The organism is Citrobacter sp. wls619, assembly GCF_005281345.1.
GTDB lineage: Bacteria > Pseudomonadota > Gammaproteobacteria > Enterobacterales > Enterobacteriaceae > Citrobacter.
The window spans coordinates 41,144-67,374 of record NZ_SZXJ01000060.1 but is presented as its reverse complement, the minus strand read 5'-3'; the positions used below and the strand labels follow the sequence as shown (position 1 = coordinate 67,374).

Annotated in this window: 26 protein-coding genes; 16 read left to right on the top strand and 10 right to left on the bottom strand. The window is 51.8% G+C overall.

Annotation, left to right across the window (positions count from 1 at the left end; translation table 11 throughout):
* Positions 1–28 precede the first annotated feature (28 nt).
* From urtB to urtE, 4 genes are read left to right on the top strand one after another with little or no spacing between them, the layout of a single operon-like run.
* Positions 29–1,603, top strand: coding sequence for an urea ABC transporter permease subunit UrtB (urtB, locus tag FDX19_RS13435; protein WP_137383117.1), 1,575 nt, complete (start codon positions 29–31; stop codon positions 1,601–1,603).
* The gene (gene urtC, locus FDX19_RS13430; protein ID WP_137383101.1) at positions 1,603–2,676 is read left to right on the top strand and encodes an urea ABC transporter permease subunit UrtC; all 1,074 of its coding nucleotides are present in this window, start codon (positions 1,603–1,605) and stop codon (positions 2,674–2,676) included. Before urtB ends, urtC begins: the two co-directional genes overlap by 1 nt.
* Entirely contained in the window at positions 2,676–3,473 is a 798-nt protein-coding gene (gene urtD / locus FDX19_RS13425) for an urea ABC transporter ATP-binding protein UrtD (protein ID WP_137383100.1), read from the top strand. Before urtC ends, urtD begins: the two co-directional genes overlap by 1 nt.
* A gap of 9 nt (positions 3,474–3,482) precedes the next feature.
* Entirely contained in the window at positions 3,483–4,181 is a 699-nt protein-coding gene (urtE, locus tag FDX19_RS13420; RefSeq protein ID WP_137383099.1) for an urea ABC transporter ATP-binding subunit UrtE, read from the top strand.
* A gap of 40 nt (positions 4,182–4,221) precedes the next feature.
* Here the strand turns inward: urtE and ydeE are convergent, their stop codons facing one another.
* On the bottom strand, positions 4,222–5,409 hold the full coding sequence (gene ydeE / locus FDX19_RS13415; RefSeq protein WP_137383098.1) for an efflux MFS transporter YdeE: 1,188 nt from the start codon (positions 5,407–5,409) through the stop codon (positions 4,222–4,224).
* 198 nt (positions 5,410–5,607) lie between these two features.
* Here ydeE and eamA point away from each other — a divergent pair, with 198 nt between their 5' ends.
* Entirely contained in the window at positions 5,608–6,507 is a 900-nt protein-coding gene (gene eamA, locus FDX19_RS13410) for an O-acetylserine/cysteine exporter (RefSeq protein WP_137383097.1), read from the top strand.
* Positions 6,508–6,537: 30 nt separating this feature from the next.
* Here eamA and marB read toward each other — a convergent pair whose 3' ends face one another.
* From marB to marR, 3 genes are read right to left on the bottom strand one after another with little or no spacing between them, the layout of a single operon-like run.
* Entirely contained in the window at positions 6,538–6,756 is a 219-nt protein-coding gene (gene marB / locus FDX19_RS13405) for a multiple antibiotic resistance protein MarB (RefSeq protein ID WP_005122747.1), read from the bottom strand.
* A gap of 30 nt (positions 6,757–6,786) precedes the next feature.
* A complete protein-coding gene (gene marA, locus FDX19_RS13400; RefSeq protein WP_003032424.1) occupies positions 6,787–7,170 on the bottom strand; it encodes an MDR efflux pump AcrAB transcriptional activator MarA in 384 nt (127 codons plus the stop codon).
* A gap of 18 nt (positions 7,171–7,188) precedes the next feature.
* Complete coding sequence (gene marR, locus FDX19_RS13395; RefSeq protein WP_137383096.1) at positions 7,189–7,623, bottom strand: multiple antibiotic resistance transcriptional regulator MarR; 435 nt, start codon at positions 7,621–7,623, stop codon at positions 7,189–7,191.
* Between the two features lie 257 nt (positions 7,624–7,880).
* Between marR and FDX19_RS13390 the strand changes: the two genes are divergently transcribed.
* Positions 7,881–8,546 carry a MarC family NAAT transporter gene (locus FDX19_RS13390; protein WP_137383095.1) on the top strand — a complete coding sequence of 222 codons (666 nt, stop codon included), beginning with the start codon at positions 7,881–7,883 and terminating at the stop codon, positions 8,544–8,546.
* 34 nt (positions 8,547–8,580) lie between these two features.
* Here FDX19_RS13390 and FDX19_RS13385 read toward each other — a convergent pair whose 3' ends face one another.
* The 5 genes from FDX19_RS13385 to FDX19_RS13365 all read right to left on the bottom strand — a co-directional run bounded on the left by FDX19_RS13385 (position 8,581) and on the right by FDX19_RS13365 (position 14,390).
* A complete protein-coding gene (locus FDX19_RS13385; RefSeq protein WP_137383094.1) occupies positions 8,581–9,777 on the bottom strand; it encodes a sugar transporter in 1,197 nt (398 codons plus the stop codon).
* A gap of 184 nt (positions 9,778–9,961) precedes the next feature.
* A complete protein-coding gene (locus FDX19_RS13380; RefSeq protein WP_137383093.1) occupies positions 9,962–11,281 on the bottom strand; it encodes an MFS transporter in 1,320 nt (439 codons plus the stop codon).
* Positions 11,282–11,346: 65 nt separating this feature from the next.
* Positions 11,347–12,297: a phosphoglycerate dehydrogenase gene (locus tag FDX19_RS13375; protein WP_137383092.1), complete on the bottom strand. Its 951-nt coding sequence runs from the start codon at positions 12,295–12,297 to the stop codon at positions 11,347–11,349.
* A 47-nt stretch (positions 12,298–12,344) separates the two neighbouring features.
* Entirely contained in the window at positions 12,345–13,229 is an 885-nt protein-coding gene (locus FDX19_RS13370; RefSeq protein ID WP_137383091.1) for a dihydrodipicolinate synthase family protein, read from the bottom strand.
* Positions 13,230–13,232: 3 nt separating this feature from the next.
* Entirely contained in the window at positions 13,233–14,390 is a 1,158-nt protein-coding gene (locus tag FDX19_RS13365) for an iron-containing alcohol dehydrogenase (protein ID WP_137383090.1), read from the bottom strand.
* A 171-nt stretch (positions 14,391–14,561) separates the two neighbouring features.
* On the opposite strand from FDX19_RS13365, the gene FDX19_RS13360 reads away from it, so the two are divergent.
* Genes FDX19_RS13360 through FDX19_RS13350 form a run of 3 tightly spaced genes read left to right on the top strand, consistent with a single transcriptional unit; the run spans position 14,562 to position 17,548 of the window.
* On the top strand, positions 14,562–15,806 hold the full coding sequence (locus FDX19_RS13360) for a four-carbon acid sugar kinase family protein (protein ID WP_137383089.1): 1,245 nt from the start codon (positions 14,562–14,564) through the stop codon (positions 15,804–15,806).
* Positions 15,799–16,785: a D-threonate 4-phosphate dehydrogenase gene (locus FDX19_RS13355; RefSeq protein WP_137383088.1), complete on the top strand. Its 987-nt coding sequence runs from the start codon at positions 15,799–15,801 to the stop codon at positions 16,783–16,785. The genes FDX19_RS13360 and FDX19_RS13355 overlap by 8 nt, the downstream gene beginning before the upstream one ends.
* Position 16,786: 1 nt before the next feature.
* Positions 16,787–17,548: a DeoR/GlpR family DNA-binding transcription regulator gene (locus tag FDX19_RS13350; protein WP_137383087.1), complete on the top strand. Its 762-nt coding sequence runs from the start codon at positions 16,787–16,789 to the stop codon at positions 17,546–17,548.
* Here FDX19_RS13350 and FDX19_RS13345 read toward each other — a convergent pair.
* A complete protein-coding gene (locus tag FDX19_RS13345) occupies positions 17,545–18,420 on the bottom strand; it encodes a LysR family transcriptional regulator (protein WP_061067887.1) in 876 nt (291 codons plus the stop codon). The genes FDX19_RS13350 and FDX19_RS13345 overlap by 4 nt on opposite strands.
* A gap of 102 nt (positions 18,421–18,522) precedes the next feature.
* Between FDX19_RS13345 and sad the strand changes: the two genes are divergently transcribed.
* The 7 genes from sad (at position 18,523) to FDX19_RS13310 (ending at position 26,225) form a co-directional block, all read left to right on the top strand.
* Positions 18,523–19,911, top strand: a complete 1,389-nt coding sequence (gene sad, locus FDX19_RS13340; RefSeq protein WP_137383086.1) for a succinate-semialdehyde dehydrogenase — start codon at positions 18,523–18,525, stop codon at positions 19,909–19,911.
* Between the two features lie 102 nt (positions 19,912–20,013).
* Entirely contained in the window at positions 20,014–21,591 is a 1,578-nt protein-coding gene (locus FDX19_RS13335; protein ID WP_137383085.1) for a methyl-accepting chemotaxis protein, read from the top strand.
* 62 nt (positions 21,592–21,653) lie between these two features.
* Positions 21,654–22,580, top strand: coding sequence for a glutaminase B (gene glsB / locus FDX19_RS13330; protein WP_137383084.1), 927 nt, complete (start codon positions 21,654–21,656; stop codon positions 22,578–22,580).
* On the top strand, positions 22,580–22,939 hold the full coding sequence (locus tag FDX19_RS13325) for a DUF4186 domain-containing protein (protein WP_137383083.1): 360 nt from the start codon (positions 22,580–22,582) through the stop codon (positions 22,937–22,939). Before glsB ends, FDX19_RS13325 begins: the two co-directional genes overlap by 1 nt.
* An 80-nt stretch (positions 22,940–23,019) precedes the next feature.
* Positions 23,020–23,547 (top strand): N-acetyltransferase, encoded by a 528-nt coding sequence (locus tag FDX19_RS13320; protein ID WP_137383082.1) that lies wholly within the window; start codon positions 23,020–23,022, stop codon positions 23,545–23,547.
* 106 nt (positions 23,548–23,653) lie between these two features.
* The gene (locus FDX19_RS13315; protein ID WP_137383081.1) at positions 23,654–25,105 is read left to right on the top strand and encodes a tagaturonate reductase; all 1,452 of its coding nucleotides are present in this window, start codon (positions 23,654–23,656) and stop codon (positions 25,103–25,105) included.
* A 205-nt stretch (positions 25,106–25,310) separates the two neighbouring features.
* Positions 25,311–26,225 carry a bestrophin family protein gene (locus FDX19_RS13310; RefSeq protein ID WP_170974374.1) on the top strand — a complete coding sequence of 305 codons (915 nt, stop codon included), beginning with the start codon at positions 25,311–25,313 and terminating at the stop codon, positions 26,223–26,225.
* Positions 26,226–26,231: the final 6 nt, after the last annotated feature.

Genomic DNA, 26,231 nt, shown 5'->3' with positions numbered 1-26,231 from the left:
GGAGGGCCCAATTTTGGAGAACGCTATCATGAAAGCCATGCGCTTTATTCGTGGCGTGTTGTTGCTGACGTGGCTTTTGCCGTGGATAGCGCAGGCAACAGATGCCGATACTTTCGCTGCGGCCAGTCGGACACAGCAGGCGACATTACTGGAACAATGGGCGATTAACCCCGATGTGCAGCGTTTACCTTTGCTGAAGGCCCTGAGTGGCGAAAACCTGCTGACCGATGGCGTTAAAAATGCATTCACGATGAACGGTTCGCATGTGCAATCACTGGGGGCGGCCAGCGCGCCCAGTGGCGAATTAAAAAAAATCCGCCTGACTAACCGCCTGCGTAATCTGGTGGCTGGCACATTGGCTATTCATCAACTTTTAAGTGACAGTGTCACTTTGAGAGTGGCTGCCGCCCGGACATTACAACGTGAGGCACTGCCAGACATGTTGCCATTTTTGCAGCACAGGCTAATGCAGGAGACGGATGCTGGCGTGAAATCCGCCCTGGCGGCTGCTCTGGCAAATCTGCAACTGAGCAGTACTTCGCCCGATGTCAGGCGCCAGGCCATCGAATTGCTGGGTGCATCCAATGATCCTGAAACACAGGCGCGATTACAGCCCTTCACCCAGCTGGAACATGAACCCGATGCACGCGTACGCGCTGCCGCCAGCGAAAGCCTGAATACCATCGGACATCGAATGAAAATTGGAGAGCTGCTTGGCCAGGCGTTTATGGGATTATCGCTGGGGTCTATTTTATTGCTGGCAGCGCTTGGGCTGGCCATTACCTACGGGCTGCTCGGCGTCATTAATATGGCGCACGGTGAAATGCTGATGCTTGGCGCTTACTGTACATGGATAGTGCAACAGCTGATGAGCCAGTTTTTCCCGCAGTGGTTAGCCTTTTATCCGCTGATTGCACTGCCGGTTGCCTTCTTGCTGACCGCCACGATTGGAATGCTGCTGGAGCGCGGAGTGATTCGCCATTTGTACGGACGCCCACTTGAAACGCTACTGGCAACCTGGGGGATTAGCCTGATGCTGATCCAGTTGGTGCGTATGACCTTTGGTGCGCAAAACCTTGAGGTTGCCAACCCGGCATGGCTGTCGGGAGGTATTCAGGTCTATGCCAATCTGATTTTGTCCTGGAACCGGATTGTGGTGCTGGGATTTGCCATTCTGGTGCTGTTTTTCACCTGGTTGTTGCTGAATAAAACCCGTCTGGGTATGCGCGTGCGGGCGGTGACACAAAACCGCAGCATGGCAGATTGCTGCGGTGTTCCCACGGGGCGCGTGGATATGTTGGCATTTGGTCTTGGGTCCGGCATTGCCGGACTGGGAGGCGTGGCGCTGTCGCAGTTGGGCAACGTGGGGCCAGAACTGGGGCAAAGCTACATCATTGATTCATTTTTGGTGATGGTGCTGGGCGGCGTTGGACAGCTTGCCGGGAGCGTCGCGGCAGCGTTTGGGTTGGGGATTTTCAACAAGATCCTCGAACCGCAGGTTGGGGCCGTTCTCGGCAAAATTATGATTCTGGTGCTGATTATTCTGTTTATTCAAAAACGTCCGCAGGGGCTGTTTGCGCTAAAAGGGAGGGTCATTGACTGATGACGATGCCAATGACATTAACGCTGGCGCGCAAAGCGCCGCGTATTACCAGTGTGCTGGGGCTGGCTTTACTGCTGGCACTGATTATTCTGCCATTTCTCGCGCTGCTGCCTGCGGATCATCCGCTGGCGATATCTGTCTGGACGCTGACACTGGTCGGGAAAATTCTCTGTTATGCCATTGTGGCCGTTGCTTTGGATCTGGTGTGGGGGTATGCCGGAATGCTGTCGCTAGGCCACGGTATTTTCTTTGCGCTGGGTGGTTATGCGATGGGAATGTACCTGATGCGCCAGGCGTCTGGTGAAGAGGTGCCCGCGTTTATGTCGTTCCTGTCGTGGACTGAACTTCCGTGGTTCTGGTGGGGAACGCAGCACTTTCTTTGGGCGATGGCGCTGGTTGTTATGGTGCCTGGTTTACTGGCATTGGTGTTTGGCTGGTTTGCCTTCCGCTCAAAAATCAAAGGCGTCTACTTTTCCATCATGACACAGGCGCTGACTTTTGCCGGCATGTTGTTGTTCTTCCGTAACGAAACCGGGTTTGGCGGTAATAACGGATTTACCGGTTTTACCACCATTCTGGGATTTTCGGTGACGGCGACCACGACGCGTATCGCGTTGTTCCTGGCGACCGTTGTGCTGCTGGTTGTGGCGCTGTGGCTCGGGTGGGTGCTGGCTCGCAGTAAATTTGGCCGTATTTTGACTGCCGTTCGCGACGCTGAAAACAGGTTGATGTTCTGCGGATATGACCCAAAGGGCTTCAAACTCCTGGTGTGGACGCTCTCCGCCGTCCTGTGCGGACTGGCGGGGGCGTTGTATGTTCCGCAGGTGGGCATCATTAACCCCAGCGAAATGTCACCCACCAACTCAATTGAAGCCGCGATTTGGGTCGCACTGGGTGGGCGCGGTACGTTGATTGGCCCGGTGTTTGGCGCGGTGCTGGTGAACGGCGCTAAAAGCTGGTTTACCGTCATCATGCCGGAATACTGGCAACTGTTTCTCGGCCTGATTTTTATTGGCGTTACGCTGTTTTTGCCTCGCGGCGTGATTGGTCTGTTTCGCAAGGGAGACAAATAATGCAGCCAGATGAAGGGCTTTTTACCCGCCATATGCCAGGCGATCGTTTTCGCAATCAAACCGATCCGGTGCTCCAACTGGAAAAAATAAACGTTAACTTTGATGGTTTCCAGGCGCTAACGGATTTGACGCTCAATATTGGGGTTGGAGAGTTACGCTGCGTTATTGGACCCAATGGCGCGGGAAAAACCACCCTGATGGATGTCATCACCGGCAAAACAAAACCGCAAAGTGGGCAGGCGATTTACGATCAATCCATTGATTTAACAGCACTCGACGCCATCGGCATTGCTCGCCGGGGCATTGGTCGCAAATTTCAGAAACCGACCGTATTTGAAGCGCTGACGGTGGAGGAGAACCTCGAGTTGGCGATGAAAAATGATAAATCCGTTTGGGGTTCCTTACGCGCGTGTTTATCGGGAGAACAACGGGATCGCATCGATGACATGTTGACGCTGTTGCGACTGAGTAACGAACGCGCCCGTCGTGCCGGACGCCTTTCCCATGGACAGAAACAATTTCTGGAGATTGGTATGTTGCTGGTGCAGGAGCCGCATTTGCTGCTACTGGATGAACCGGCTGCCGGGATGACGGATGCCGAGACGGAATACACCGCTGAACTGTTTCGCCAGCTTGCCGGAAAGCATTCTCTGATGGTGGTTGAGCACGATATGGGGTTTGTTGAGAGCATTGCCGATCACGTCACGGTATTGCACCAGGGGCGGGTGCTGGCCGAGGGGAGCCTGCGTGATGTTCAGGCCAACGAGCAGGTGATTGAAGTGTATCTCGGACGCTAAGGGGGGCTGATGCTACAGGTAAATGAACTAAATCAATACTATGGCGGCAGCCATATCCTGCGCGGCGTGAGTTTTGAGGCGCGTATCGGTGAAGTAACATGTCTGCTGGGGCGTAATGGGGTTGGCAAAACGACACTGCTGAAGTGCCTGATGGGGCTGATTCCAACCCGCAGCGGCAGCGTTATCTGGCAGGGTAAAAACATGACTCACCGTAAGCCACATCAGCGGGTGCAGGCAGGCGTAGCGTATGTGCCGCAGGGGCGCGATATTTTTCCTCGCCTGACGGTGGAAGAAAATCTGCTGTTGGGACTCTCCCGGTTTTCAGCACAACAGGCAAAACGTGTACCGGAAGAAATTTATGCGTTGTTTCCGGTATTACAGGAGATGAAATACCGGCGGGGCGGTGATTTATCGGGCGGGCAACAGCAACAGTTAGCTATTGGCCGGGCGCTGGCCAGTCGCCCGCAGTTGTTGATCCTCGATGAACCAACAGAGGGGATCCAGCCTTCGGTGATTAAGGAGATTGGCCTGGTTATCAGCCAACTGGCCCATCGTGGTGACATGGCCATATTGCTGGTGGAGCAGTTTTATGATTTTGCCGAACAGCTTGCGGACAAATATCTGTTAATGTCGCGAGGAAGCATTATTCAACGCGGATCAGGTGAAAACATGGCAGCAGAAGGGGTGCGTGGGTTGGTTGCCATCTGAATCAGGCGACAGCGCCGTTTTGGCACTGTCGCCGTAATGTTCAGCAGACTGCCGGCTGGCTCCAGGGTTTGGCGCGCATGCCTTTTATCATTAACGCCCAGGCAAGGATAATCGCCACCATTAGCGCGACAAACAGCGACCAGGGGGGCAGTGTGGTCAGGATGACCCCGCTGACTAATGGGTTTACCGCCGCGCCAAGCCAGCCCAGTGACTGGGCGGAAAAGTAACTGGCTTTCATGCCTGCCGGTGCAATGTTGTCGATCAGCATGTATTCACCCGGCGCGTAGATGACCTCGCCAATGGTGAAAAAGGCGGCTGAAATCCCCCAGAACAGCAGGCTGTTGCCAGAGAAGGTAAAACCGACCAGACCGATAACAAAAAACAGTGTACCTGCGGCCATCAGCGGGCGGATGTTTGCAGACGTCAGTCTGCGTCCGACAGCATATTGCAGCGATACCACAATGGCCGCGTTGACGGGCAGTACGACCGCCACCACTTTCTCAGCAAAATCGCCATCGGCAACCACCATCACGTACTGAGAAATACAGGATGCAAATGCCCCACTGACAAACGAGGCCAGAAAAGCAGACAACGTAAACCAGCATAATGCTTTATCGCGCAGCAGAACCGAGGGTGACCATACTGTCGCGTTCAAACCTTCAGAGGGGATTGCGGAGCGTTTTACCCATGTCTGGATAAACACCAGCGGGAAGGCTGAACAGATGGCCGCCAACCAGAACGGCAGGTTAATGCTTTGCATAACCAGTAGCGTGCCCAACGGCGGACCCACGGTCCAGCCGATGTTCAGCACGGTGTAGTTAAGTGAGAAAATTTTTGTTTTATTGGTGGCTGAGAGGTTATCGGCAAACCAGGCTTTCAGCACGGTTGCAAACACGGAGTAGGCACAGTTGATCAGTGCGAAGAGCAGAACCACCACCACCACGTTATGCACCAGAGGAATCGCGATAAAGCCGGAAGCAAAGCCCGCAATCGCCAGCAGCATAAAGCGTTTTTTTTCAAATTTATCGGCCAGGATGCCGAATCCAAGACTGAAAACGACGCCAATAGTCAGTGCTACTGTCATTGCATAACCGATCAGATCGACACCCAGGCCATACTGACGACTGAGGTAAATCGTCATGAATGGTAGCGTGGCTCCGCGTCCAATGGTTAATAGTAATGATGACGCGAGTAATGCAAGGGTCGACCTTCTCAGCGAGATATTCATTTTTTTGCCCGACAGTGCATGTTGTTATGTTTTTTTTAGATATCAGAAACAAATAGCATGCTAAAAGTGTGATGTACACTCAATAAGTTGTCTGAAAATGCCCTGTGTGGCCTACCTGAATTAATGATCTGTTACGGTACAACGATTTCCGTTACCTTAACTTGTTTACAAAAATTTAATATTTGCAGGGGCGGTGTTATGTCGCGTAAAGATGGGTTGTTGGCGTTACTGGTTGTCGTGGTATGGGGGCTTAACTTTGTCGTCATCAAAGTGGGCTTGCACAATATGCCGCCGTTGATGCTGGCAGGCTTGCGCTTTTTACTGGTGGCGTTTCCCGCGATTTTTTTTGTTGCCCGCCCGAAGATCCCGCTCTCGCTGTTACTTGGCTATGGCCTGACCATCAGCTTCGGTCAGTTCGCTTTTCTGTTCAGCGCCATCAAATTTGGGATGCCTGCCGGTCTGGCATCGCTGGTTTTACAGGCGCAAGCGTTTTTCACCATCGTGCTGGGGGCGCTCGCCTTTGGCGAGCGTTTGCAGGGGAAGCAACTGGTCGGTATCGCGCTGGCGGTGTTTGGTGTACTGGTATTGATTGAGGCGAGTCTGAATGGACAGCATGTCGGTATGCTTGGCTTTATGTTGACGCTGGCGGCTGCACTGAGCTGGGCCTGCGGCAATATCTTTAATAAGAAAATTATGCAGCATACTTCGCGTCCAGCGGTCATGTCGCTGGTGGTGTGGAGCGCATTAATTCCTGTCGTTCCGTTTTTTCTGGCATCGGCATTGCTTGATGGCCCAACGCAAATCGTGCAGAGCCTTGTGGCAATCGATATGACTACCATTCTGTCACTGGTGTATCTGGCCTTTGTGGCGACCATTGTGGGCTATGGCATTTGGGGTTCTCTGCTGGGGCGCTATGAAACCTGGCGTGTTGCGCCACTGTCGTTGCTGGTACCCGTGGTGGGGCTGGCCAGTGCAGCCGTGCTGCTGGATGAAACGTTAACCGGGCTGCAACTGATTGGTGCGTTGTTGATCATGGCGGGGTTGTATATCAATGTGTTCGGTTTTCGACTGCGCAAGATTGCACAGGCGAGGGGCTAAAAAAAAGCCCCGCAGTGACGGGGCAAAAAATTACAGGCTGTGCATATTGTAATAAGGCACACCTAATTCATCGGATTTATCGCTGCCGGCACCCATATGGTTAAAATCGAACGGGGACTGATCGTGCGCAGGAGGCATAATCATCGCGTCGCGATTATTTTGCGTTGTCGGTTGCGGGGTCTGTTCCGCCATGCTCTGGCCCGATACAACAAGCAGCAGGGCCAGCATCGCATAAGACAGAAGTTTCATGATTTCCTCGGTTACGTCGTTAACTGGCGATTAGCAATTGCATTGATTGAGCGGTAGCAAATACCGGGATTCGCCGTGCATATTCGTCATCCGATATTTATGCGGCGGTACATCAAAATAGTTCTTGAATGTCCGGGTCAGCGTTTGCTGAGACTCAAAACCGTAACGCTCTGCAAGATAGAGGATCGGTTCGTTACTCTCTTTCAATTTTTGCGCTATTTCAGTCATTTTACGGCTACGGATGTATTGACCTAATGAATGGCCGGTTTCTTTTTTGAACATCCGCTGCAGGTGCCATTTGGAGTAACCTGAACGCTCAGACACTTTTTCCAGCGAGAGTGGCGATTCAAGGTTATTTTCGATCCAGTCCAAAATGCTATGAATAGTGATTGTGTCAGTATTGCGTCTGGACATCGTCATACCTCTTTCTGTTTACGGCAGGATTCTCTTAAGCAAATGCTCAAGTGTTGCTACTTCTTCCGCCGTTAAGTTTTTTGTTAGTTCCTGGTGCAGGTCTTGCCCTACTAATTGATGACACTGCTCGCAAATTGCTGCGCCGTCTTCGGTGAGTTTCACCAGCACGCCGCGCTTGTCATGTGGATTCGGAAGCCTTTCTATCCAGCCTTTACAGGCCAGTCTGTCCAGCATCCGTGTCAGGGCGCCAAGATCGACAGACAGCACTTTTTTCAATTCGACAGGGGTAATGCACACCGCGCAACGGATGGAGCAGAGCACCTTAAACTGCGATGCCGTGATATCCAGCGGTGACAAATAGTCGTTTAATAAACGATCTTTTTTCTGATTAACCATGTAGATCAAACGACCCAGTGGGATGATTTCATTGAACAGATCACTGGTGCTTTTCACAATGGTTGCCCTGGCAAGTAGTTAGTCACGGCTGATATTATTGCTTAGGCAAATATAAGTCAAATGAATGAGTCGCCGCATGCCACGTTTTGCTAAATCACCAGGCCCGGCGAATGGTGCATCTATTTTTAACGTTTTGATAATTCTGGTTTATCCGCCAGGATGAAAAATGAATCCTTACATCGCTAAAATGGCTTATCTCAGCGATTTCACCTTATACTTGCCGTTGACGATTAACGCACAGGAAAGATGACATTATGATGGACTTGTTTAAAGCGATAGGACTGGGGCTGGTAGTCCTGTTACCGTTAGCCAACCCGTTAACCACCGTGGCGTTGTTTCTCGGGTTAGCCGGCAACATGAACAGCGCAGAGCGTAACCGTCAGTCATTAATGGCGTCTGTTTACGTGTTTGCCATCATGATGGTTGCGTACTACGCCGGGCAACTGGTGATGAATACTTTCGGGATTTCGATTCCCGGATTGCGCATTGCGGGCGGGTTAATCGTTGCGTTTATCGGCTTTCGTATGTTGTTCCCCCAGCAGAAAGCGCATGAGTCTCCGGAAGCGAGAAGCAAATCCGAAGAGCTGGAAGACGAACCAACGGCTAATATTGCCTTTGTTCCGCTGGCAATGCCGAGTACTGCCGGCCCGGGGACGATTGCAATGATCATCAGTTCGGCCTCCACCGTGCGTCACGGCTCCGAATTTCCGGACTGGGTGATCATGGTTGCGCCACCCATTATTTTTGCTGTCGTCGGGATTATCTTGTGGGGATGTCTGCGCAGTTCTGGCGGAATTATGCGGCTGGTGGGGAAAGGCGGAATCGAAGCTATTTCCCGTCTGATGGGCTTCCTGCTGGTGTGTATGGGTGTACAGTTTATTATTAACGGCGTGCTGGAAATCATCCAAACCTACCATTAAACAAAGGGCCCGGTATGTCTACCGGGCCCTTATCTTATTGCTGCTGTGGTTGTTCTTCCAGCGTTACCGGCCATTTGCGAAAGATAGTCACTGACCAGATCAGCGCGGCAACGGCAGGGAGTGCACCGACGTAACCAATCGTCGACATCGACCAGTGCAGGCTTACCTGATTTCCCACCAGCGCCCCCGCGCCAATACCAATATTAAAGATACCGGAGAACAGCGCCATCGCGACGTCAGTGGCATCCGGAGCCAGCGCCAGTACTTTCACCTGCATTCCCAGACCGATCACCATAATGGCAATGCCCCAGAAAATACTCAGGATCGCAAGGTGCATTTCGCTATCGGCAGCAGGCAGTAGCAGCACCAGGCACAGGGTCAACAGGGCGATAGCCGCGCTTATCAACACCGAGGCATACTGATTACCCAATTTGCCAAAAATAACGCTGCCAATAATACCCGCGCCACCGAGAACCAGCAGCAGCACGGTGGCAAAGTTAGCGCTCAGCCCGGCGACCGTCTGGACAAACGGTTCGATATAGCTGTAAGCCGTGTAGTGTGCGGTCACCACTATCACCGTTAACAAATACAAACTCATCAGCGCAGGGCGACGGAACAACAGTGGCAGGCTTTTTAATGAACCTGAATGCTCGCTTGGCAGCTTAGGCAACAGCTTAATCAGGCAAAGAAGCGTGATTAACGCCCCCATACCGATGACAAAGAAGGTGGTACGCCAGCCAAAATATTGCCCAACAATACGCCCGATAGGCAGGCCTAATACCATCGCCAGCGCGGTACCGGTGGCAATCAGGCTCAACGCCTGTGCGCGTTTCCCGGCAGGAGCCATGCGAATAGCCAGTGACGCGGTAATTGACCAGAAGATGGCATGGGCAAAGGCAATCCCTATGCGACTCATAACCAGTACAGTGAAGTTCCATGCGAGGAAAGAGAGAACATGGCTGGCAATGAACACCACAAACAGGCAGATCAGAAGCTTACGTCGTTCCATCTGGCTGGTGAGCAGCATAAATGGCAGCGACATCAGGGCCACCACCCAGGCGTAGATCGTCAACATGATCCCAACCTGCGCGGTTTGCATATTAAAGCTTTGCGCGATGTCGGACAGCAAACCGACCGGGACAAACTCAGTGGTATTGAAAATAAAACCGGCAATAGCAAGCGTAACTACCCGTAGCCACGCGATCTTGCGGGAAACAGTGTTTGTTGTCATATGTATAAATCGGGTTAGCTGCAAAAAGGAGAGGTGGCGATCTTAAAACGTTTACTGGTGAAAATACAATCATTTCGTGATTAAGATCACGCAGCTTTGCGGATGATAACGGGGTGTGTTACGAGAAAAAATAAAGCCGGTCAGTACGACTGACTGACCGGAGAATACCGTTGCCAGAGCGAATTTAGTGCTGTTGCGCTTCTTTCATGCACAACGCTTCATGTTCGCTGTCGATGATTGGCTCAACTTTACCCATCAAAAAGAGATAGTTCAAAATTCCCAGCACCACCAGTGCGGCAGAGAACACCAGCGCCCAGGTAAAGGAGCCAGTGGCTGCAACAATGGCACCGGTAATAATGGGTCCTACCGCGCCCCCCATATTAGAGACAGTATTCTGTAACCCTGCAACAATCGATACGCTGTTTTTAGGCGCAACGTCACCCGGTAATGCCCAGACCTGCGAGGCGGCAACCGTGGTGCCTGATTTCGCCACACACAGTAAAAATACGGTCATAAATACGGAATCAGTGAAAGGGGCAAAACCAATACATAAAGCCATTAACAGACCGATTGTCAGGAATAATTTTCTTGTGGCGGTCAGCGACAGGATTCGCTTATGTACCATACGGTCAGAGGCCCAGCCGGCAAAGACTTCTATCACCATCCCACATAATAATGGCAGGGCGGCAACCATCCCCATTTTGATAAAATCCATTCCTTTGTCTTTTACCAGATAGGTGGGCAGCCAGGTAATAAAGAAATAGGATGTATAGTTGATGGTAAAGAAACCGATACACATTGCCCAAATATTCCGGTAGCGCAACAGTTTATACCAACGCATCGGTAATACGGATTTGTCGCCGTGTTTTTGCTTTTGCCCTTCGCGAATATGTTTAATTTCGCTTGTACTGATCTTTTTGTGGTCTTCCGGGTTTTCTGTATAAATAAAATACCAGGCAATGACCCAAAAAATGCCTACGCCACCAATAATCAGAAATGTCATCCGCCAGTCAAACTGGTAGATCATCCAGACAATAAGCGGCATCGCGACGGCACCACCAAATTTAGAGGCACTGTCAAATAATCCTGAGACGGTGGCTCTCTCCCGATCCGGGAACCAGCGTGCAGCGATCCCTGCATTGCTTGGATAGGCGGCGGCTTCACCGACGCCCAGAGCAAGTCTTAATGCGAGTAGAGATTTAAATCCAGTGGCTAAACCCATCATTGAGGTGGCGATTGACCACCACGCGACGGCAAAACCCAGACCTTTTTTCTGACCAAAGCGGTCTGCAAACCAACCTGCCGGTATTTGCAGTAAAGAATATGACCAGAAGAATGCCGCCATAATAAACCCCATCATTTCAGGATCGAGTTTTAGCTCATCAATGAGGTGAGGTGCAGCAGCAGATAATACCGTCCGGTCAATATAGTTAATTGCAATAGCAAGCCACATTAATCCCGCAATCCACCAGCGAATTCGGGATTTTTCTGCAAAATTATTCATATATCTGGCCCATGGTAGATGTTCATTTTTATTATTGTGGAAAGAGTAGGGTTATCTCCACAATGTTATAATCCATTCATGATATTTTGAGGCTTACGCTGATGAATGACATGTTCAATGATGTTATAAACACATTGCTCGCCGATATTGCTGACCGCGCCCTCGGTATATCCTGCAATATGTGCCGTAGGAATAAAATTATCGAGCGAAAATAAGGGATGTGAATTGCACGGCTCTTGTAGAAAGACATCGGCGGCAGCGCCCTTAATGACGCCCTGCGTCAGAGCCAGTAAGAGATCCTCTTCATTAACGACACCACCGCGTGAAACGTTAATGAGATAACTGCTGCTCTTCATTTTTTTCATCTGCGCTAAATCAAAGAGATCTTTGGTTTCTGGCGTCAGCGGAGTGTGTAACGTGATGAAATCACTTTGTTCTGTTAGTTCATCGAGCGACACGTATTCAATGTGATTATCTGCAGCGAACTGTGCATCCTGCCATGCGTCGTGAGCCAGTACGCGCATATTAAAGCCGCGGGCTCGCAGTGCAACCTGTTTACCGATGTTACCTAACCCAATAATGCCAATCGTTTTTCCATATACATCGGAGGCGAAGATCCGTGGCCAGTTTCCTGTGCGGGTTTGTTCAATCGCGTAGGGGAGCTGACGTGCACAGTTAAGGATCAGGGAAAACGCAAAGTCTGCGACGGCATGCTTATTGGCATCCGGCACATTGGTAACAAAAATACCTTTTTCACGCGTGGCATCTAGGTCGATATTATCGACGCCCACGCCGTGTTTGCAGACGATTTTCAGATTCGGTGCCGCCGCGATTAGTCCGGCATTAACATCGGTAAAAGCGACGATCATTGCCACTGTCTGTTCCAGATGAGGCGCAAGTGCTTCTAAACCGGCATCTGCAGGTAGCATGATTAATTCAAGTCCTGCGTCGTTAAGCCGTTTGATCGGCTGCTGATCGTATTTGGCAAATGAAGGTGATGTACAGATGACGTTCATATCACAATCCTGTTAGTTAAGCGGCGTTGCCGCCGCTGTAAAAATGTCTATCGCAAATAGTTATTGATAATTTGCTGAATCTGGCGTTCCTGATGCGCATCAAACGTGACAGCGTAACGACTTGCGCCCACGTCATGGCCCATGATTTGTAATGCTTTTTTTACCGCAGCCGGAGAGAAGGCCACTTTATAGAGATCGGTGCGCAGACCCGTGACGCTCTCCTGAGCCTGATGCGACCCGGCAACGTCACCGGCGTTAAAGCGAGACCAGATCGCGTTGATTTCTTGTGGTGCGACGTTAGCCAGCCCCGAAATACAGGCGGAACAGCCATCAACAAACCCCTGGTGAATGAGTGAATCTGGACCATTCAGCACATCAAATCCCTCGATATCTTTAACTGCGTCCAGGAAGCCGCTAAGACTTTCATAACTGCCAGCACTGTCTTTGATCCCGATAATGTTCGGGTGTGCCGCCAGCACTCTGGCAGTTTGAGGCTCAATGGTGTTTCCCGTCCGCGCCGGAATGTTATAGAGAAATACCGGGACGGAGAGCGCATCGGCAATCGCGGTGTAATGGGCAATGAGCTCAGGCTGTTTTAGAGGAACAAAGTACGGGGTAATGACCGACACCGCATCGACACCCAGCTTTTCAATCTGTTTACCCAGGCGGATGGTTTCACGGGTAGATATTTCGCCAATGTGTGCCACTACATGTGCCCGACCCGCCACTTCCTCTACACAGGTCCGCGTGACGGCGATTTTTTCATCTTCGTTAAGTACAAAGAATTCGCCGTTGGTCCCGCCGCAGAAAATACCGTTTCCGGCGTTTAACTGGCGGTTTACCTGGTTTCTCAGTTCTTTAAGGTTAAGCCCGCCGTCGTGGTTGAACGGGGTAACGATTGCCGTCAGTACTCCTCGGATTTTGCTACTCATTATTCACTCCTTTGTCATCAGTTCTGGAAACAGAGTTTGATAAATGGCCTGAATATCGTTATGGCTCACCTTGCAGGGAGCATTATTCATCAGGCGCTTTACGTTCAGTGCGGCATCGGCCAGTGCGGGAATATCAGTAGACGGTACACCAAGCGTTGCCAGGTTATCGGGTAGGTTCAGGCGTTTCACCAGTGTGGAGAAGTACTCCACCAGGGCGCAGGATTTTTCTTCGGCACTGAGTGTGAGGTCAGCGTCAGGCAGCAGATCCCATACCAGGGCAAACTTGTCGACCACAAAAGGGCGAATCACTTGCATGCAGGGTGCTAACAGAATGGCGTTAGCGACGCCATGTGGGAGATGGTATCGACCGCCAAGCGGGTAAGAGAGCGCGTGAACCAGGTGAGTACCGGCATGATTAATCGCCACACCGCCGTAATACGATGCCCACAGCATCTCCAGTTTGGCCAGCAGGTTTTCCGGCTCATTGACGGAGGTTTCGATATGGTTGAGTAGCTTACGCAGGCCAATGAGTGCCGCGTTATCGCTTACCGGATTGGCGACGGTAGCGGTAAAGCATTCGATCAGATGACATAACGCGTCAATGCCAGTGGACGAGACAATATGCGCCGGCATGCTGGTGGTGAGTTCTGGCAACAGGGCCACGAAATCCGGTAACAGCACGGGAGAGATAATACCGACTTTGGTGTTTTGCTCCGGGATAGCCAGAATGGCATTCGGGGTTGCTTCAGACCCTGTACCTGCCGTGGCGGGGATCAACACAGAAGCAACGCGTTGCAGCGGTTTTTCTCCTGCCAGCATGGCGTCGAGCGTCGGAGATTCAGGATGGCATAAGACGGAGAGCAGTTTCGCCACATCCAGTACGCTGCCTCCGCCGATACCGATAACCATTTCTACGTTGAGATCTTGTACGTTTTTTAATAGTGCGCTGACATCGTGATGCCCGGGTTCTGCAGGCACATTGTCAATCAGAGCCACATGACGTCCATCGCTGGCCAGTAAGTTGCGGATCTGTGTTACCGCGTCAAGCCGGACAATATTGCTATCCGTCACCAGTAACAGCTGGCGTTTCCCCGCCAGTAACGGCTCCAGTGCGGGGATGGCATTCGAACCGCTAATTACGGTGCTATTGATTGTTGCCACAACATTCTCCTGTTGTTCGAGTGATTGAATTCGCTCACTGAGATTCAGGAACGATTGCATCATGGGCTAAATTTATAATTTATCTCGGAACCGAATAACTTGAACTTGCTCACATTTAATCAAATGTGATTGAATATAATCATTATCAACATACAACAACCCGGAGCATGGATGAGTAGACAGGTAGCAAGGCCGCAGGTACTGGTGATTGCCGACGACTTTACTGGTGGTAATGATGCGGGGGTAAGTCTGGCACTGACGGGTATGACGGTGAATGTCGCTTTCACATTGCCCTGTGCCGATGATGCAGATGTGCTGGTCATCAACACGGACAGTCGTGCGCTGGAGACAGGGCAGGCCGCCGCCAGAGTACGTGAGCTGGCTGTTGCCAGTCAGGCAGGCCCTCAGACGCAGTGGCTTAAGAAAATGGATTCAACATTGCGCGGAAACCCAGGGGCCGAACTGGACGCGTTAATGCGGATTACAGGTAAAAAGCGGGCCATCGTGGCACTGGCTTGTCCCTCAGCCGGGCGTACCACTGAGCAGGGGCAGTGCCTCGTTAACGGTATTCCGGTAACGCAGACTGAATTTGCCAGCGATCCGAAAACGCCGGTCATTAGCGCCGATATCTGTGAGGTGTTACAGGCGCAAACCGCCATTACGTGTCGGGCCATGTCCCTGAACGACTATCTGCAGCACCTCAGAGAGCCTGTTGCGAAAACGCCACAAATCTGGGTGGTGGATGCCCGCACGCAGACCGATCTTGATGTCATTGCTACGGAAGCGCTGATGCAGGAGGAACCGCCGCTGCTGGTGGGGTCTGCCGGGATCTGTGACGCGCTGGCCCGCCATGTCCGGGCACCGTCCTCACAGTGTTTACTGGCGGTAGTGGGCTCAATGAGTGAAATCGCTCAACAGCAGATTGCTGCAGTGTGTCAGGACCCGCGGGTGGAGACTGTATTCATTGATATCGCAAATATCTTCAGTGGCAGCCTGACAGAGTATGTGCAGCGTATCGCCAGGGTTCTCATCTCAGGCAAACACTGCATCGTTCACACCTGTCCCGACAGCGAAGCTCGTCATCACATTCCAATACTGTGTGCGCACCTGCAGATGAGCCGCGCGCAGCTCGGTGAAACAATTTGCCAGTTTCTTGGACAGCTTACCCGCCAGGTGCTGCACGAAGTCTCACCTGGCGCGCTGTATCTTTCCGGCGGTGATGTCGCGATGGCGATCGCCGATGCGCTGGAGGCAACAGGATTCCGTATTACCGACCGTGTGGCCCAGTGTGTACCGTACGGTCATCTTGCCGGTAGCTACTGGCAACGCCCGGTTATGACAAAAGCAGGGGGATTCGGTGACGAAACCACTCTGCGTCAGGTTTTGAATTATATCGAGGAGAAAATGAGTGAATAACACGATAGCGGTAACCATGGGCGACCCGGCAGGTATTGGACCGGAGATCATTATTAAATCGTTGGTGGAGGGAGACTTGTCTGGCGCGCCGGTCGTGGTTGTGGGTTGTGCACAAACGCTGAGGCGCATCCAGGCATTAAACGTCACGCCGCCTGCGGAACTCCGGGTGATTGATAACGTCACCCAGGCACAATTCGCCCCCGGAGTTATCAATGTAATTGATGAACCCCTTGCCGATCCTGCTGCGCTTGAACCGGGCGTGGTCCAGGCACAGGCTGGCGATCTGGCATACCGCTGTATTAAGCGCGCCACCGCGCTGGCGCTCAGTGGGGAAGTGAAAGCCATTGCCACGGCACCGCTGAATAAAGAAGCACTGCACATGGCGGGACATCATTATCCCGGCCATACCGAATTACTGGCGCAACTGACGAACAGCAAAGACTACGCGATGGTGCTGTATACCGAACAGCTTAAGGTGATCCATGTCACCACGCATATTGCACTGCGTAAATTCCTTGATACGCTCAGTGAACAGCGTGTGAAAACAGTCATTCAGGTCGCAGATGATTTCCTGCGTCGTGTCGGGTTTGATAATCCACGTATTGCGGTAGCGGGTGTTAATCCCCATGCCGGGGAAAACGGTCTGTTTGGTGATGAAGAGATAACCATAGTCGGGCCAGCGGTACAGGCTATGCGGGAGCAGGGGCTGAATGTTACCGGGCCTTGCCCACCGGATACGGTCTTTATGCAGTGCCACGAAGGTATGTATGACATGGTGGTGGCGATGTATCACGATCAGGGCCATATTCCGCTAAAATTGCTGGGATTCTATGATGGGGTGAATATCACCGCCGGATTGCCATTTATTCGCACTTCTGCAGACCACGGCACGGCGTTTGATATTGCCTGGACAGGTAAAGCCAAGTCTGAGAGCATGGCCGTGTCCATCCAGTTAGCAATGCAAATTACGCGGGATTAAAATGAAGGGATATAATCGGTTAGAACAGATTATGGATTATCTGAAAGGGCATAATCTGGCAACGGTTGAACAGCTTGTTGCTGTGACTCAGGCCTCGCCGGCGACCATTCGCCGCGACCTGATTAAACTCGATCAGGAAGGTGTTATCAGCCGTACTCACGGCGGCGTGACGCTTAACCGGTTTATCCCTTCGCAACCGACCACGCATGAGAAAATGCAGCGTAGCCTGATGGAAAAACAGGCTATTGCCAGCGCGGCGGCAAGCCTGGTGAAAGCCGGGGACGCCATTGTCCTGGATGCGGGAACGACGATGATTGAACTGGCGCGCCAGCTTACCCATCTGCCGTTGCGCGTCATCACCAGCGATTTGCACATTGCGCTATTTCTTTCTGAGTTCAAGCAAATTGAAGTGACGATCATTGGCGGGCGCATTGATGACTCCAGCCAGTCCTGTATCGGCGAGCACGGGCGTAAACTGCTGCAAAACGTGTGGCCGGATATCGCGTTTCTAAGCTGTAACGGCTGGGACCTGGCCCGCGGGATCACCGCACCGACGGAAGAAAAGGCTGGTCTGAAGCGTGACCTGGTTGCAAACGCCAAACGTCGCGTCCTGCTGGCAGACAGTTCAAAATACGGTGCATGGTCACTTTTCAACGTCACACATCTGGATGCGTTGACGGATATCGTGACCGATGCCCGACTCAATGAAGAGGTACGGCAGCAGCTTGAGCAACTGCCTTGCCATCTGACGTTCGCCAGTTAATCTGCATTCTGCGACAGCTGAGGTTCCAGTACCTCAATAAATGCTTCCAGCTGTCGCGTCATCGCCCCCCGACGCCAGACCAGCCACGTATTTAACCAACGCCAGTTTTCACTGAGCGGCCAGGCATTGACCTGATGGTGGCCTGGCATGCTTTCCAGCATAGAACGCGGAATCAGCGCGATCCCCGCCCCCGCAATCACACAGGCCAACATGCCGTGGTAGGACTCCATCTCATGGATTGTGCCCGGCATCGCACGATCGGCGTGAAACCAGCTTTCAAAATGGCGGCGATATGAACAGTTGGCGCGAAAGGCATAGATATTGTAACCATTCACATCGCTGGCCCGTTTTATAGGCGGGTGCCCGTGTGGGGTGACAATCATCATCTCTTCACGGTACACCGGCATACCTTCAAGACCTGGATGAGTTATAGGGCCATCGGCAAAAGCGGCGTTCAGCGTACCATCCAGCACACCGTCCAGCATGGTACCGGACGGTCCTGTTGCCAGGGCAAACTGGATTTTAGGGTAGCGCTGATTATATTCGGCAAGTGTGGCCGGAATACGCACGGCGGCTGTACTTTCCAGCGACCCCAGAGAGAACAATCCCTGTGGTTCATCTCCTGCGACCACCATCCGCGCTTCTTCTACCAGCGCCAGGATCCGTTGGCTGTAACGCAAAAAATTGTGCCCGGAGGGAGATAGTCGCAGACGTTGATTTTCACGAATAAACAGATCGACGCCAAGGTCCGCTTCAAGCTGGCGAATACGCGTGGTGAGGTTGGACGGCACGCGATGCACCTTCGCCGCTGCCTGCGTGATGCTGCCAGTCTCTGCGACGGCATTGAACATTTCCAGTTGCGTCAGGTCCATAATTTTCTCTATTCGTGAATGGTATGGTTAATATTATTCATTTTTCAGAAAGAGTAAACCTGCGCATGATATAACCATACCTTGCGAGAAAGAGAGGCACTTATGACCATCACAGCAGCAACACATGCTATTTCCGTTGACCCGACCTGTGGCGAAATGCTGACGGCAATGCCGTGGGCCAGCGCCGATGAGATTACCCACGCGCTGAATCTGGCGGCGACGGGATTCAACGCATGGAAACACACGACCGTCGCCCATCGCGCACAGATGTTGCGCCGGGTCGGACAGGCGCTGCGTGAACGCGCCGAAGAAATGGCGCAGTGTATCTCGCGTGAAATGGGTAAGCCCGTCAGGCAGGCTCGTGCGGAAGTGGCAAAGTCTGCGGCATTATGTGACTGGTACGCCGAACATGGGCCAGCGATGCTCAGTACCGAGGCAACGCAGGTTGAGAATAACCAGGCCGTGATTGAGTACCGTCCCCTGGGAACTATTCTGGCGATCATGCCGTGGAACTTTCCGCTCTGGCAGGTTATGCGCGGCGCGGTACCGATTTTGCTGGCCGGAAATGGCTATCTGTTAAAGCATGCACCGAATGTGACCGGTTGTGCCGCGATTATCGCCCAGGTGTTTAGCGATGCGGAAATACCGGCTGGGGTATATGGCTGGGTTAATGCCGATAACGCCGGGGTTAGCCAGATGATTAATGACCCGCGTATCGCAGCGATAACCGTGACGGGCAGCGTGCGGGCAGGGGCTGCGATTGGCGCTCAGGCCGGTGCTGCGCTGAAGAAATGCGTGCTTGAGTTAGGGGGTTCCGATCCGTTTATCGTACTTAATGATGCAGACCTTGATTTAGCCGTTAAAGCAGCAGTGGCAGGGCGTTATCAGAATACCGGGCAGGTTTGTGCCGCAGCGAAGCGCTTTATTATTGAAGAGGGGATTGCCGCAGAATTCACCCAACGTTTTGTGGCGGCAGCCAGCGCACTGAAAATGGGCGATCCGCTAAATGAAGAGAACGATCTTGGCCCAATGGCACGTTTTGATCTGCGGGATGAGTTGCATCAGCAGGTTGAAGCCTCACTGGCGCAAGGGGCGCGCTTACTCCTCGGCGGGGAAAAGATCGCCGGTCAGGGTAATTACTATGCCGTGACGGTGCTGGGTGATGTTACGCCGGAAATGACGGCATTTCGTCAGGAGTTGTTTGGCCCCGTTGCGGCGATTACCGTCGCGAAGGATGCTGAACACGCATTAGCACTGGCTAATGACAGCGAGTTCGGCTTGTCGGCCACGTTGTTTACCGCGGATGAGGCGCTGGCGCAAACTATGGCGGCCCGCCTGGAGTGTGGTGGCGTGTTTATTAATGGTTACAGTGCCAGTGATGCTCGTGTTGCTTTTGGCGGCGTGAAGAAAAGCGGTTTTGGTCGTGAGCTTTCTCACTTTGGTCTGCATGAGTTTTGCAATGTGCAAACTGTCTGGAAAAACCGTCTCTGATAGCTCGGGTGCCTCTGCAGGGGCACCCGTCTTAATTCTGCAATAAATTTGTCATTTACTCTGCGTACACTCGCGTCTAACGCCTTGATACAGAAGAGTAATATGAACATAACGCAAATTTTTCGTCGCCTTATTCCCCGTCAGTTTGGTCTGTTAACCGGTATCATTTGTATTATTGCGCTGTTCTCTGTTTTGCAGATTGCATCCTCGCTTATGCTCTCAACCTCTGTCAGAGACGCGCAGATTAATGAACAGCATAATCAGCAGGTGCTTTTGCAACAGTCGAAGGTTGATGAAGCAAGGGTGGCGTTGTTATCAGCCAGCGATTTACTTAATCGCGCCGGCGTGTACTTTATGCAGGATGCGGCTACCGGCTCGGAAGGGAGCTGGCGTCCGTTGATGGAAGAAGCCCAGCATGCGTTAACGCAGTCAAAAACGGCATGGGATGCCTGGCTTGCAATGGATCCGTATCAGGATCCCGGTTTGATGGAGAGCTATCAGCGCTTTTATAGTGGTATTCAGGAACAGGCCGATGGATTAATGCAATCCAACAGCATTGATGCGTTTTTTGCCGTGCCTGTGCAGGCGTTTCAGACAGACTTTAATGACAATTATGCACGTTTTCAGCAAGACAGTGGCCAGCAGGCGGAAAAAGGGCGAGAGCAGCTGTTGACCAGTCTTGAACGTTTACAGCAGCTCTTTTTATTTATTCCTCTTGTGCTGGTGGTGATTGCGGTACTGGTCTGGCGCAGTATGTCCCGCTGGGTCATCGCGCCGCTGAGACGACTGATCGATCATATTGATGTATTAGCGGCTGGCGATCTTTCCCGCCCCGCACCCCAGGTGAGCCAGTTTAATCGCGAAGTGACACAACTGAGCTCCCGTATCGACGCGATGCAGCAGGGCCTAAGTATGCTGGTGCAGCAGGTGAATGACGCGACTACCTCAATGGTGGGGAATATCACTCAGCTTACGCAAAGCAATAAACAGTTGTATCAGCAATCCGCGAAACAGAGCGATGAGCTAAATACGGTGACATCACATATTTCGTTTCTGGAAACACATGTTGAAGATAACAGCGGTTTTGCTCAACTGGCGAATCAACGCGCCGTTCAGGCGCGGGATATTGCTGCAGGTGGCGACCGGATGATGGCAACGGTAAATGCGTCGATGCAGGCGATTGTTGCCCGTTCATCAGAGATGCGCGGGATCATCTCACTGATTGACAGCATCGCGTTTCAGACCAATATTCTGGCGTTGAATGCGGCGATTGAAGCTGCGCATGCTGGTGAACAAGGGCGTGGATTTGCGGTTGTTGCAAAAGAAGTGGGGTTGTTGGCGAGGAAAAGCAGTCAGTCCACGCAGAATATTCAGGCGCTGATTCATCATTCCTTAGCGGGTATTGATGAGGGCTTTCATGCGGTGAACGGACTGGATGATAACTTACAGCAGGTGATATCGCTGGTGGAAAATCTTGGCGCCTTATTGAATGACATTTCTGCTGCGACGATGAATCAAGGAACGCGTATTCACGTGTTGACCAGTCAGCTTCAGGCTCTGAATAACGAAGCCCGACAGACCAGCGATCTGGTGAACGCCGCATCTGATTCCTCCCTTCAGTTACATCATGAATCTCATCAGCTTATGCAGGCCGTTGCCAGATTCCGTCTTCCGGCCTGACGCTGTGTATTCAGCTCTGTTATACTCGCAGGCCTTTCATACCTGCGAGCAAGGAGCATGTTGTGGCCAGGGCCATGGACAATTCAATTTTAGAGACCATTGTGCAGCAGGTTCGTCCGCTGATTGGTCAGGGAAAAGTCGCCGATTATATTCCTGCATTAGCCTCCGTTGATGGCTCAAAACTGGGTATTGCCATTTGCACCGTTGATGGTCAGCACTATCAGGCGGGGGATGCGCAAGAACGTTTTTCTATTCAGTCGATTTCAAAGGTGCTTAGCCTGGTTGTCGCAATGCGTCATTACCAGGAAGACGAAATCTGGCAACGTGTTGGCAAAGATCCTTCCGGTCATCCATTTAACTCGCTGGTGCAGCTGGAAATGGAGCAGGGTATACCGCGTAATCCCTTTATCAATGCCGGGGCATTGGTGGTTTGCGATATGCTGCAAGGTCGCCTGAGCGCGCCACGGCAACGAATGCTGGAAGTGGTACGTGCATTAAGCGGCGTTTCTGATATTGCTTATGATGCGACGGTTGCTCGCTCTGAGTTTGAGCATTCCGCCCGCAACGCGGCAATCGCCTGGCTGATGAAGTCCTTTGGTAATTTTCATCACGATGTGACGACCGTTCTGCAAAATTACTTTCACTACTGCGCGCTGAAAATGAGTTGCGTGGAGCTGGCGCGGACCTTCGTGTTTCTGGCTAATCAAGGGAACGCTTTCCACCTCACCGAACCGGTGGTCACGCCGATGCAGGCGCGACAGATTAACGCGCTAATGGCGACCAGCGGTATGTATCAAAATGCCGGGGAGTTTGCCTGGCGGGTAGGTCTGCCGGCGAAATCGGGTGTCGGTGGTGGCATTGTGGCGATCGTGCCGCATGAGATGGCGATTGCGGTCTGGAGTCCGGAGCTGGATCCCGCAGGGAACTCGCTGGCGGGTATTGCGGTACTGGAACAATTAACTCAACAGTTAGGGCGCTCGGTTTACTGATGAACACGCTCGACCCGCTTTTTGCCCGACTGGCGAAATCGACTTTTCGATCGCGGTTTCGTCTCGGCCAGAAAGAAAGACAATATTGTCTGGAAAAAGGTGCGCCGGTTATTGAACAACATGCGGCCGATTTTATTGCTAAGCGATTGGCTCCCGCGTTCCCGTCCAATGACGGAAAGCAAACGCCGATGCGTGGACATCCGGTGTTTATCGCTCAGCATGCCACGGCGACGTGCTGTAGGGGATGTCTGGCCAAATGGCATGATATTCCTCAGGGGCAACCGCTGAGCGAGCAACAGCAACGTTACGTTGTCACTGTTATCTACCACTGGTTAGTGCTGCAAATGAATAAGCCATAGATAACATAATCCTATGATCCGACTCCTTGTGTTATGTAATTGTTAATTGCAGTATGAAGGGGTCAATCTAAGGAGATCAAATGGCTACCCACACCCCCTGCTTTATACTCAGTGCGGAACAGATCCTGTCGAGAATCGACGAGCTTAGTGATGTCCTTGAACAGTGCGTGAACGATGGCGCATCTGTCAGTTTTATGCTTCCTTTTAACCGCGATAAGTCACGGCCTTTCTGGACGCGTGTTGCACACAGTGTCTCTTGTGGAGAACGCATTGTTCTGGGGGCTGAAAATGCGCAAGGGACGCTCGTTGGGACCGTTCAGCTCATTATCGAGCAACCCGAAAACCAGCCTCATCGTGCAGACGTTGCCAAACTCCTGGTTCATACCTCTGCACGGCGGTGTGGGATCGCCCGGGAATTGATGAATACACTGGAAAGTTGCGCACATCATGAAGGGAAAACCCTCCTGGTTCTTGATACCTCTACAGGCAGCGCCGCTGAGTTGTTCTACCACAATTGTGGATGGCAAAAAGCAGGGGTAATCCCTGGCTATGCAAAAATGCCTGATGAAACACTGGCCGGGACCACACTTTTTTATAAAACGCTCTAATTTGTCACCGGGGATTGATCAAAACAGGGTTTCATTGTATTAAAGTTTGCTAACCTATTGGACCAATTCAATCGGGTTGTATGACTAATCAAAAAGGGAACCCATTGTGCAAACACTAAATCGTCGCGATTTTCCCGGTGCTCACTATCCTGAACGCATTATTCAGTTTGGTGAAGGAAACTTCCTGCGCGCCTTTGTTGACTGGCAAGTTGATCTGCTGAATGAACATACCGATCTAAACGCTGGTGTGGTCATTGTTCGTCCTATCGAAAGTACTTTTCCGCCGTCACTGAGTACCCAGGATGGTCTCTATACCACCATCATTCGTGGTTTGAATGAAAAGGGCGAGGCCGTCAGCGATGCCCGTTTAATTCGTTCGGTTAACCGCGAAATCAGCGTCTATAGCGAATACGATGAGTTCCTGAAGCTGGCGCATAATCCTGAAATGCGTTTTGTTTTCTCTAACACCACGGAAGCGGGTATCAGCTACCACGCGGGTGATAAGTTTGATGATGCGCCGGCAGTGAGCTATCCGGCCAAACTGACCCGACTGCTGTTCGAACGCTATAGCCATTTCAACGGTGCGCTTGATAAAGGCTGGATTATCATTCCTTGCGAGCTGATTGATTACAATGGTGAAGCGCTACATGAACTGGTTCTGCGTTATGCTCAGGAATGGGCGTTGCCGGAAGCATTCGTACAGTGGCTGGACCAGGCAAACGCATTTTGTTCTACGCTGGTGGACCGTATTGTTACCGGCTACCCACGTGACGAAGTTGCGAAGCTTGAAGCTGAATTGGGTTATCATGATGCGTTTCTTGATACCGCAGAACACTTCTATCTGTTTGTTATTCAGGGGCCAAAATCATTAGCCACTGAACTTCGCCTCGATAAATACCCGCTGAATGTTCTGATTGTCGATGACATCAAGCCGTATAAAGAGCGTAAAGTCGCCATTCTCAACGGTGCGCACACTGCTCTGGTACCGGTCGCCTGGCAGGCAGGGCTTGATACCGTGGGTGAAGCAATGAATGATGCTGAAATCCGCGCCTTCGTTGAGAAAGCTATCTATGACGAGATTATTCCGGTGCTGGATCTACCGCGTGATGAATTGGCTTCATTTGCCAGTGCGGTGACTGGCCGATTCTGCAACCCGTACATTAAGCATCAGCTATTGTCGATTGCGCTTAATGGCATGACCAAATTCCGCACCCGTATTCTGCCACAGCTGTTGGCAGGGCAGGAGGCCAGCGGCCAACTGCCGCCGCGTCTGACATTCGCCCTGGCAGCCTTGATTGCTTTCTACCGCGGTGAGCGTAACGGTGAATCTTATCCGGTTCAGGATGATGCGCACTGGATGGAGCGTTTCCAGGTGTTGTGGGCTCAGCATCGTGACCGCCAGATTACGACCGAAGCGCTGGTCATCGCGGTCCTGGCCGTAAAAGAGCACTGGGAACAGGATCTGACACAGGTTTCCGGCCTGGTAGAGCAGGTTTCCGCCGATCTGGATTCTATCCTGGCAAAAGGCATGCGCGAAGCTGTTAAGCCACTGTGCTAATACGTTAACCCGGCTCAGGCCGGGTTTTTGATCACTCTTACTTAGTTACAACATACAATGTGTTGTTTTAAAATACCACTCATCTGTAGCTTCAGTGCAGAGTAGGGTCAGCAGGAAAAGATGTTGAGATAGTGTTGCTATAAGCTTGCAACATTGATCGCGATCACGTTTAATGTCCCGGCTTTCACATTTTCCGAAGATAACCATGATCGTTCGCCCCCAACAACACTGGCTACGCCTGATATTCGTCTGGCATGGCTCGGTATTATCCAAAATCTTTTCACGCTTGTTGCTGAATTTCCTGCTCTCCATTGCCGTTATCATCATGCTGCCATGGTATACGATGCTGGGTATCAAATTTACCCTGGCGCCGTTCAGCATTCTCGGTGTCGCAATTGCAATCTTCTTAGGCTTTCGTAACAACGCCTGTTATTCGCGCTATGTTGAAGCCCGACATTTGTGGGGGCAGCTGATGATTGCTTCCCGTTCACTTCTGCGCGAGGTGAAAACGACCTTACCAGACGATGCTGAACTGGGGCAGTTCGTTCGTTTGCAAATCGCATTTGCCCATTGCCTGCGAATGACTTTACGTCGACAACCGCAGGCGGAACCCCTGGCAAAATACCTCAGCGAAAGCGATTTACAGACCGTTTTTGCGTCTCAATCACCGGCCAACCGCATTCTGCTGCTGATGGGGGACTGGCTGGCCGTTCGCAGACGAAATGGACAGCTATCTGATATATTATTTCACAGTTTAAACAACAGGTTAAATGATATGTCGGCAGTGCTGGCAGGTTGTGAGCGTATCGCGAACACGCCCGTTCCGTTTGCTTACACCTTAATCCTTCATCGCACGGTATATCTGTTTTGTATTATGTTGCCGTTCGCGTTAGTGGTAGATTTACACTATATGACACCATTCATCTCGGTGCTTATTTCCTATACCTTTATCTCGCTCGATACGCTAGCCGAAGAGCTCGAAGATCCGTTTGGTACAGAGAATAATGATCTGCCACTCGATGCGATTTGTAATGCGATTGAAATCGATTTGCTGCAGATGAATAATGAAACCGTTGTGCCGGCGAAACATATGCCAGATAAGCATTACCAGCTGACATAACGTCCG

Excerpts from the sequence above, each read along its gene's own strand:
- urtB (WP_137383117.1), top strand. The coding sequence starts at position 29 with ATGAAAGCCATGCGCTTTATTCGTGGCGTGTTGTTGCTGACGTGGCTT.
- urtC (WP_137383101.1), top strand. The coding sequence starts at position 1,603 with ATGACGATGCCAATGACATTAACGCTGGCGCGCAAAGCGCCGCGTATT.
- urtD (WP_137383100.1), top strand. The coding sequence starts at position 2,676 with ATGCAGCCAGATGAAGGGCTTTTTACCCGCCATATGCCAGGCGATCGT.
- urtE (WP_137383099.1), top strand. The coding sequence starts at position 3,483 with ATGCTACAGGTAAATGAACTAAATCAATACTATGGCGGCAGCCATATC.
- ydeE (WP_137383098.1), bottom strand. The coding sequence starts at position 5,409 with ATGAATATCTCGCTGAGAAGGTCGACCCTTGCATTACTCGCGTCATCA.
- eamA (WP_137383097.1), top strand. The coding sequence starts at position 5,608 with ATGTCGCGTAAAGATGGGTTGTTGGCGTTACTGGTTGTCGTGGTATGG.
- marB (WP_005122747.1), bottom strand. The coding sequence starts at position 6,756 with ATGAAACTTCTGTCTTATGCGATGCTGGCCCTGCTGCTTGTTGTATCG.
- marA (WP_003032424.1), bottom strand. The coding sequence starts at position 7,170 with ATGTCCAGACGCAATACTGACACAATCACTATTCATAGCATTTTGGAC.
- FDX19_RS13390 (WP_137383095.1), top strand. The coding sequence starts at position 7,881 with ATGATGGACTTGTTTAAAGCGATAGGACTGGGGCTGGTAGTCCTGTTA.
- FDX19_RS13385 (WP_137383094.1), bottom strand. The coding sequence starts at position 9,777 with ATGACAACAAACACTGTTTCCCGCAAGATCGCGTGGCTACGGGTAGTT.
- FDX19_RS13380 (WP_137383093.1), bottom strand. The coding sequence starts at position 11,281 with ATGAATAATTTTGCAGAAAAATCCCGAATTCGCTGGTGGATTGCGGGA.
- FDX19_RS13375 (WP_137383092.1), bottom strand. The coding sequence starts at position 12,297 with ATGAACGTCATCTGTACATCACCTTCATTTGCCAAATACGATCAGCAG.
- FDX19_RS13370 (WP_137383091.1), bottom strand. The coding sequence starts at position 13,229 with ATGAGTAGCAAAATCCGAGGAGTACTGACGGCAATCGTTACCCCGTTC.
- FDX19_RS13360 (WP_137383089.1), top strand. The coding sequence starts at position 14,562 with ATGAGTAGACAGGTAGCAAGGCCGCAGGTACTGGTGATTGCCGACGAC.
- FDX19_RS13350 (WP_137383087.1), top strand. The coding sequence starts at position 16,787 with ATGAAGGGATATAATCGGTTAGAACAGATTATGGATTATCTGAAAGGG.
- FDX19_RS13345 (WP_061067887.1), bottom strand. The coding sequence starts at position 18,420 with ATGGACCTGACGCAACTGGAAATGTTCAATGCCGTCGCAGAGACTGGC.
- sad (WP_137383086.1), top strand. The coding sequence starts at position 18,523 with ATGACCATCACAGCAGCAACACATGCTATTTCCGTTGACCCGACCTGT.
- FDX19_RS13335 (WP_137383085.1), top strand. The coding sequence starts at position 20,014 with ATGAACATAACGCAAATTTTTCGTCGCCTTATTCCCCGTCAGTTTGGT.
- FDX19_RS13325 (WP_137383083.1), top strand. The coding sequence starts at position 22,580 with ATGAACACGCTCGACCCGCTTTTTGCCCGACTGGCGAAATCGACTTTT.
- FDX19_RS13320 (WP_137383082.1), top strand. The coding sequence starts at position 23,020 with ATGGCTACCCACACCCCCTGCTTTATACTCAGTGCGGAACAGATCCTG.
- FDX19_RS13310 (WP_170974374.1), top strand. The coding sequence starts at position 25,311 with ATGATCGTTCGCCCCCAACAACACTGGCTACGCCTGATATTCGTCTGG.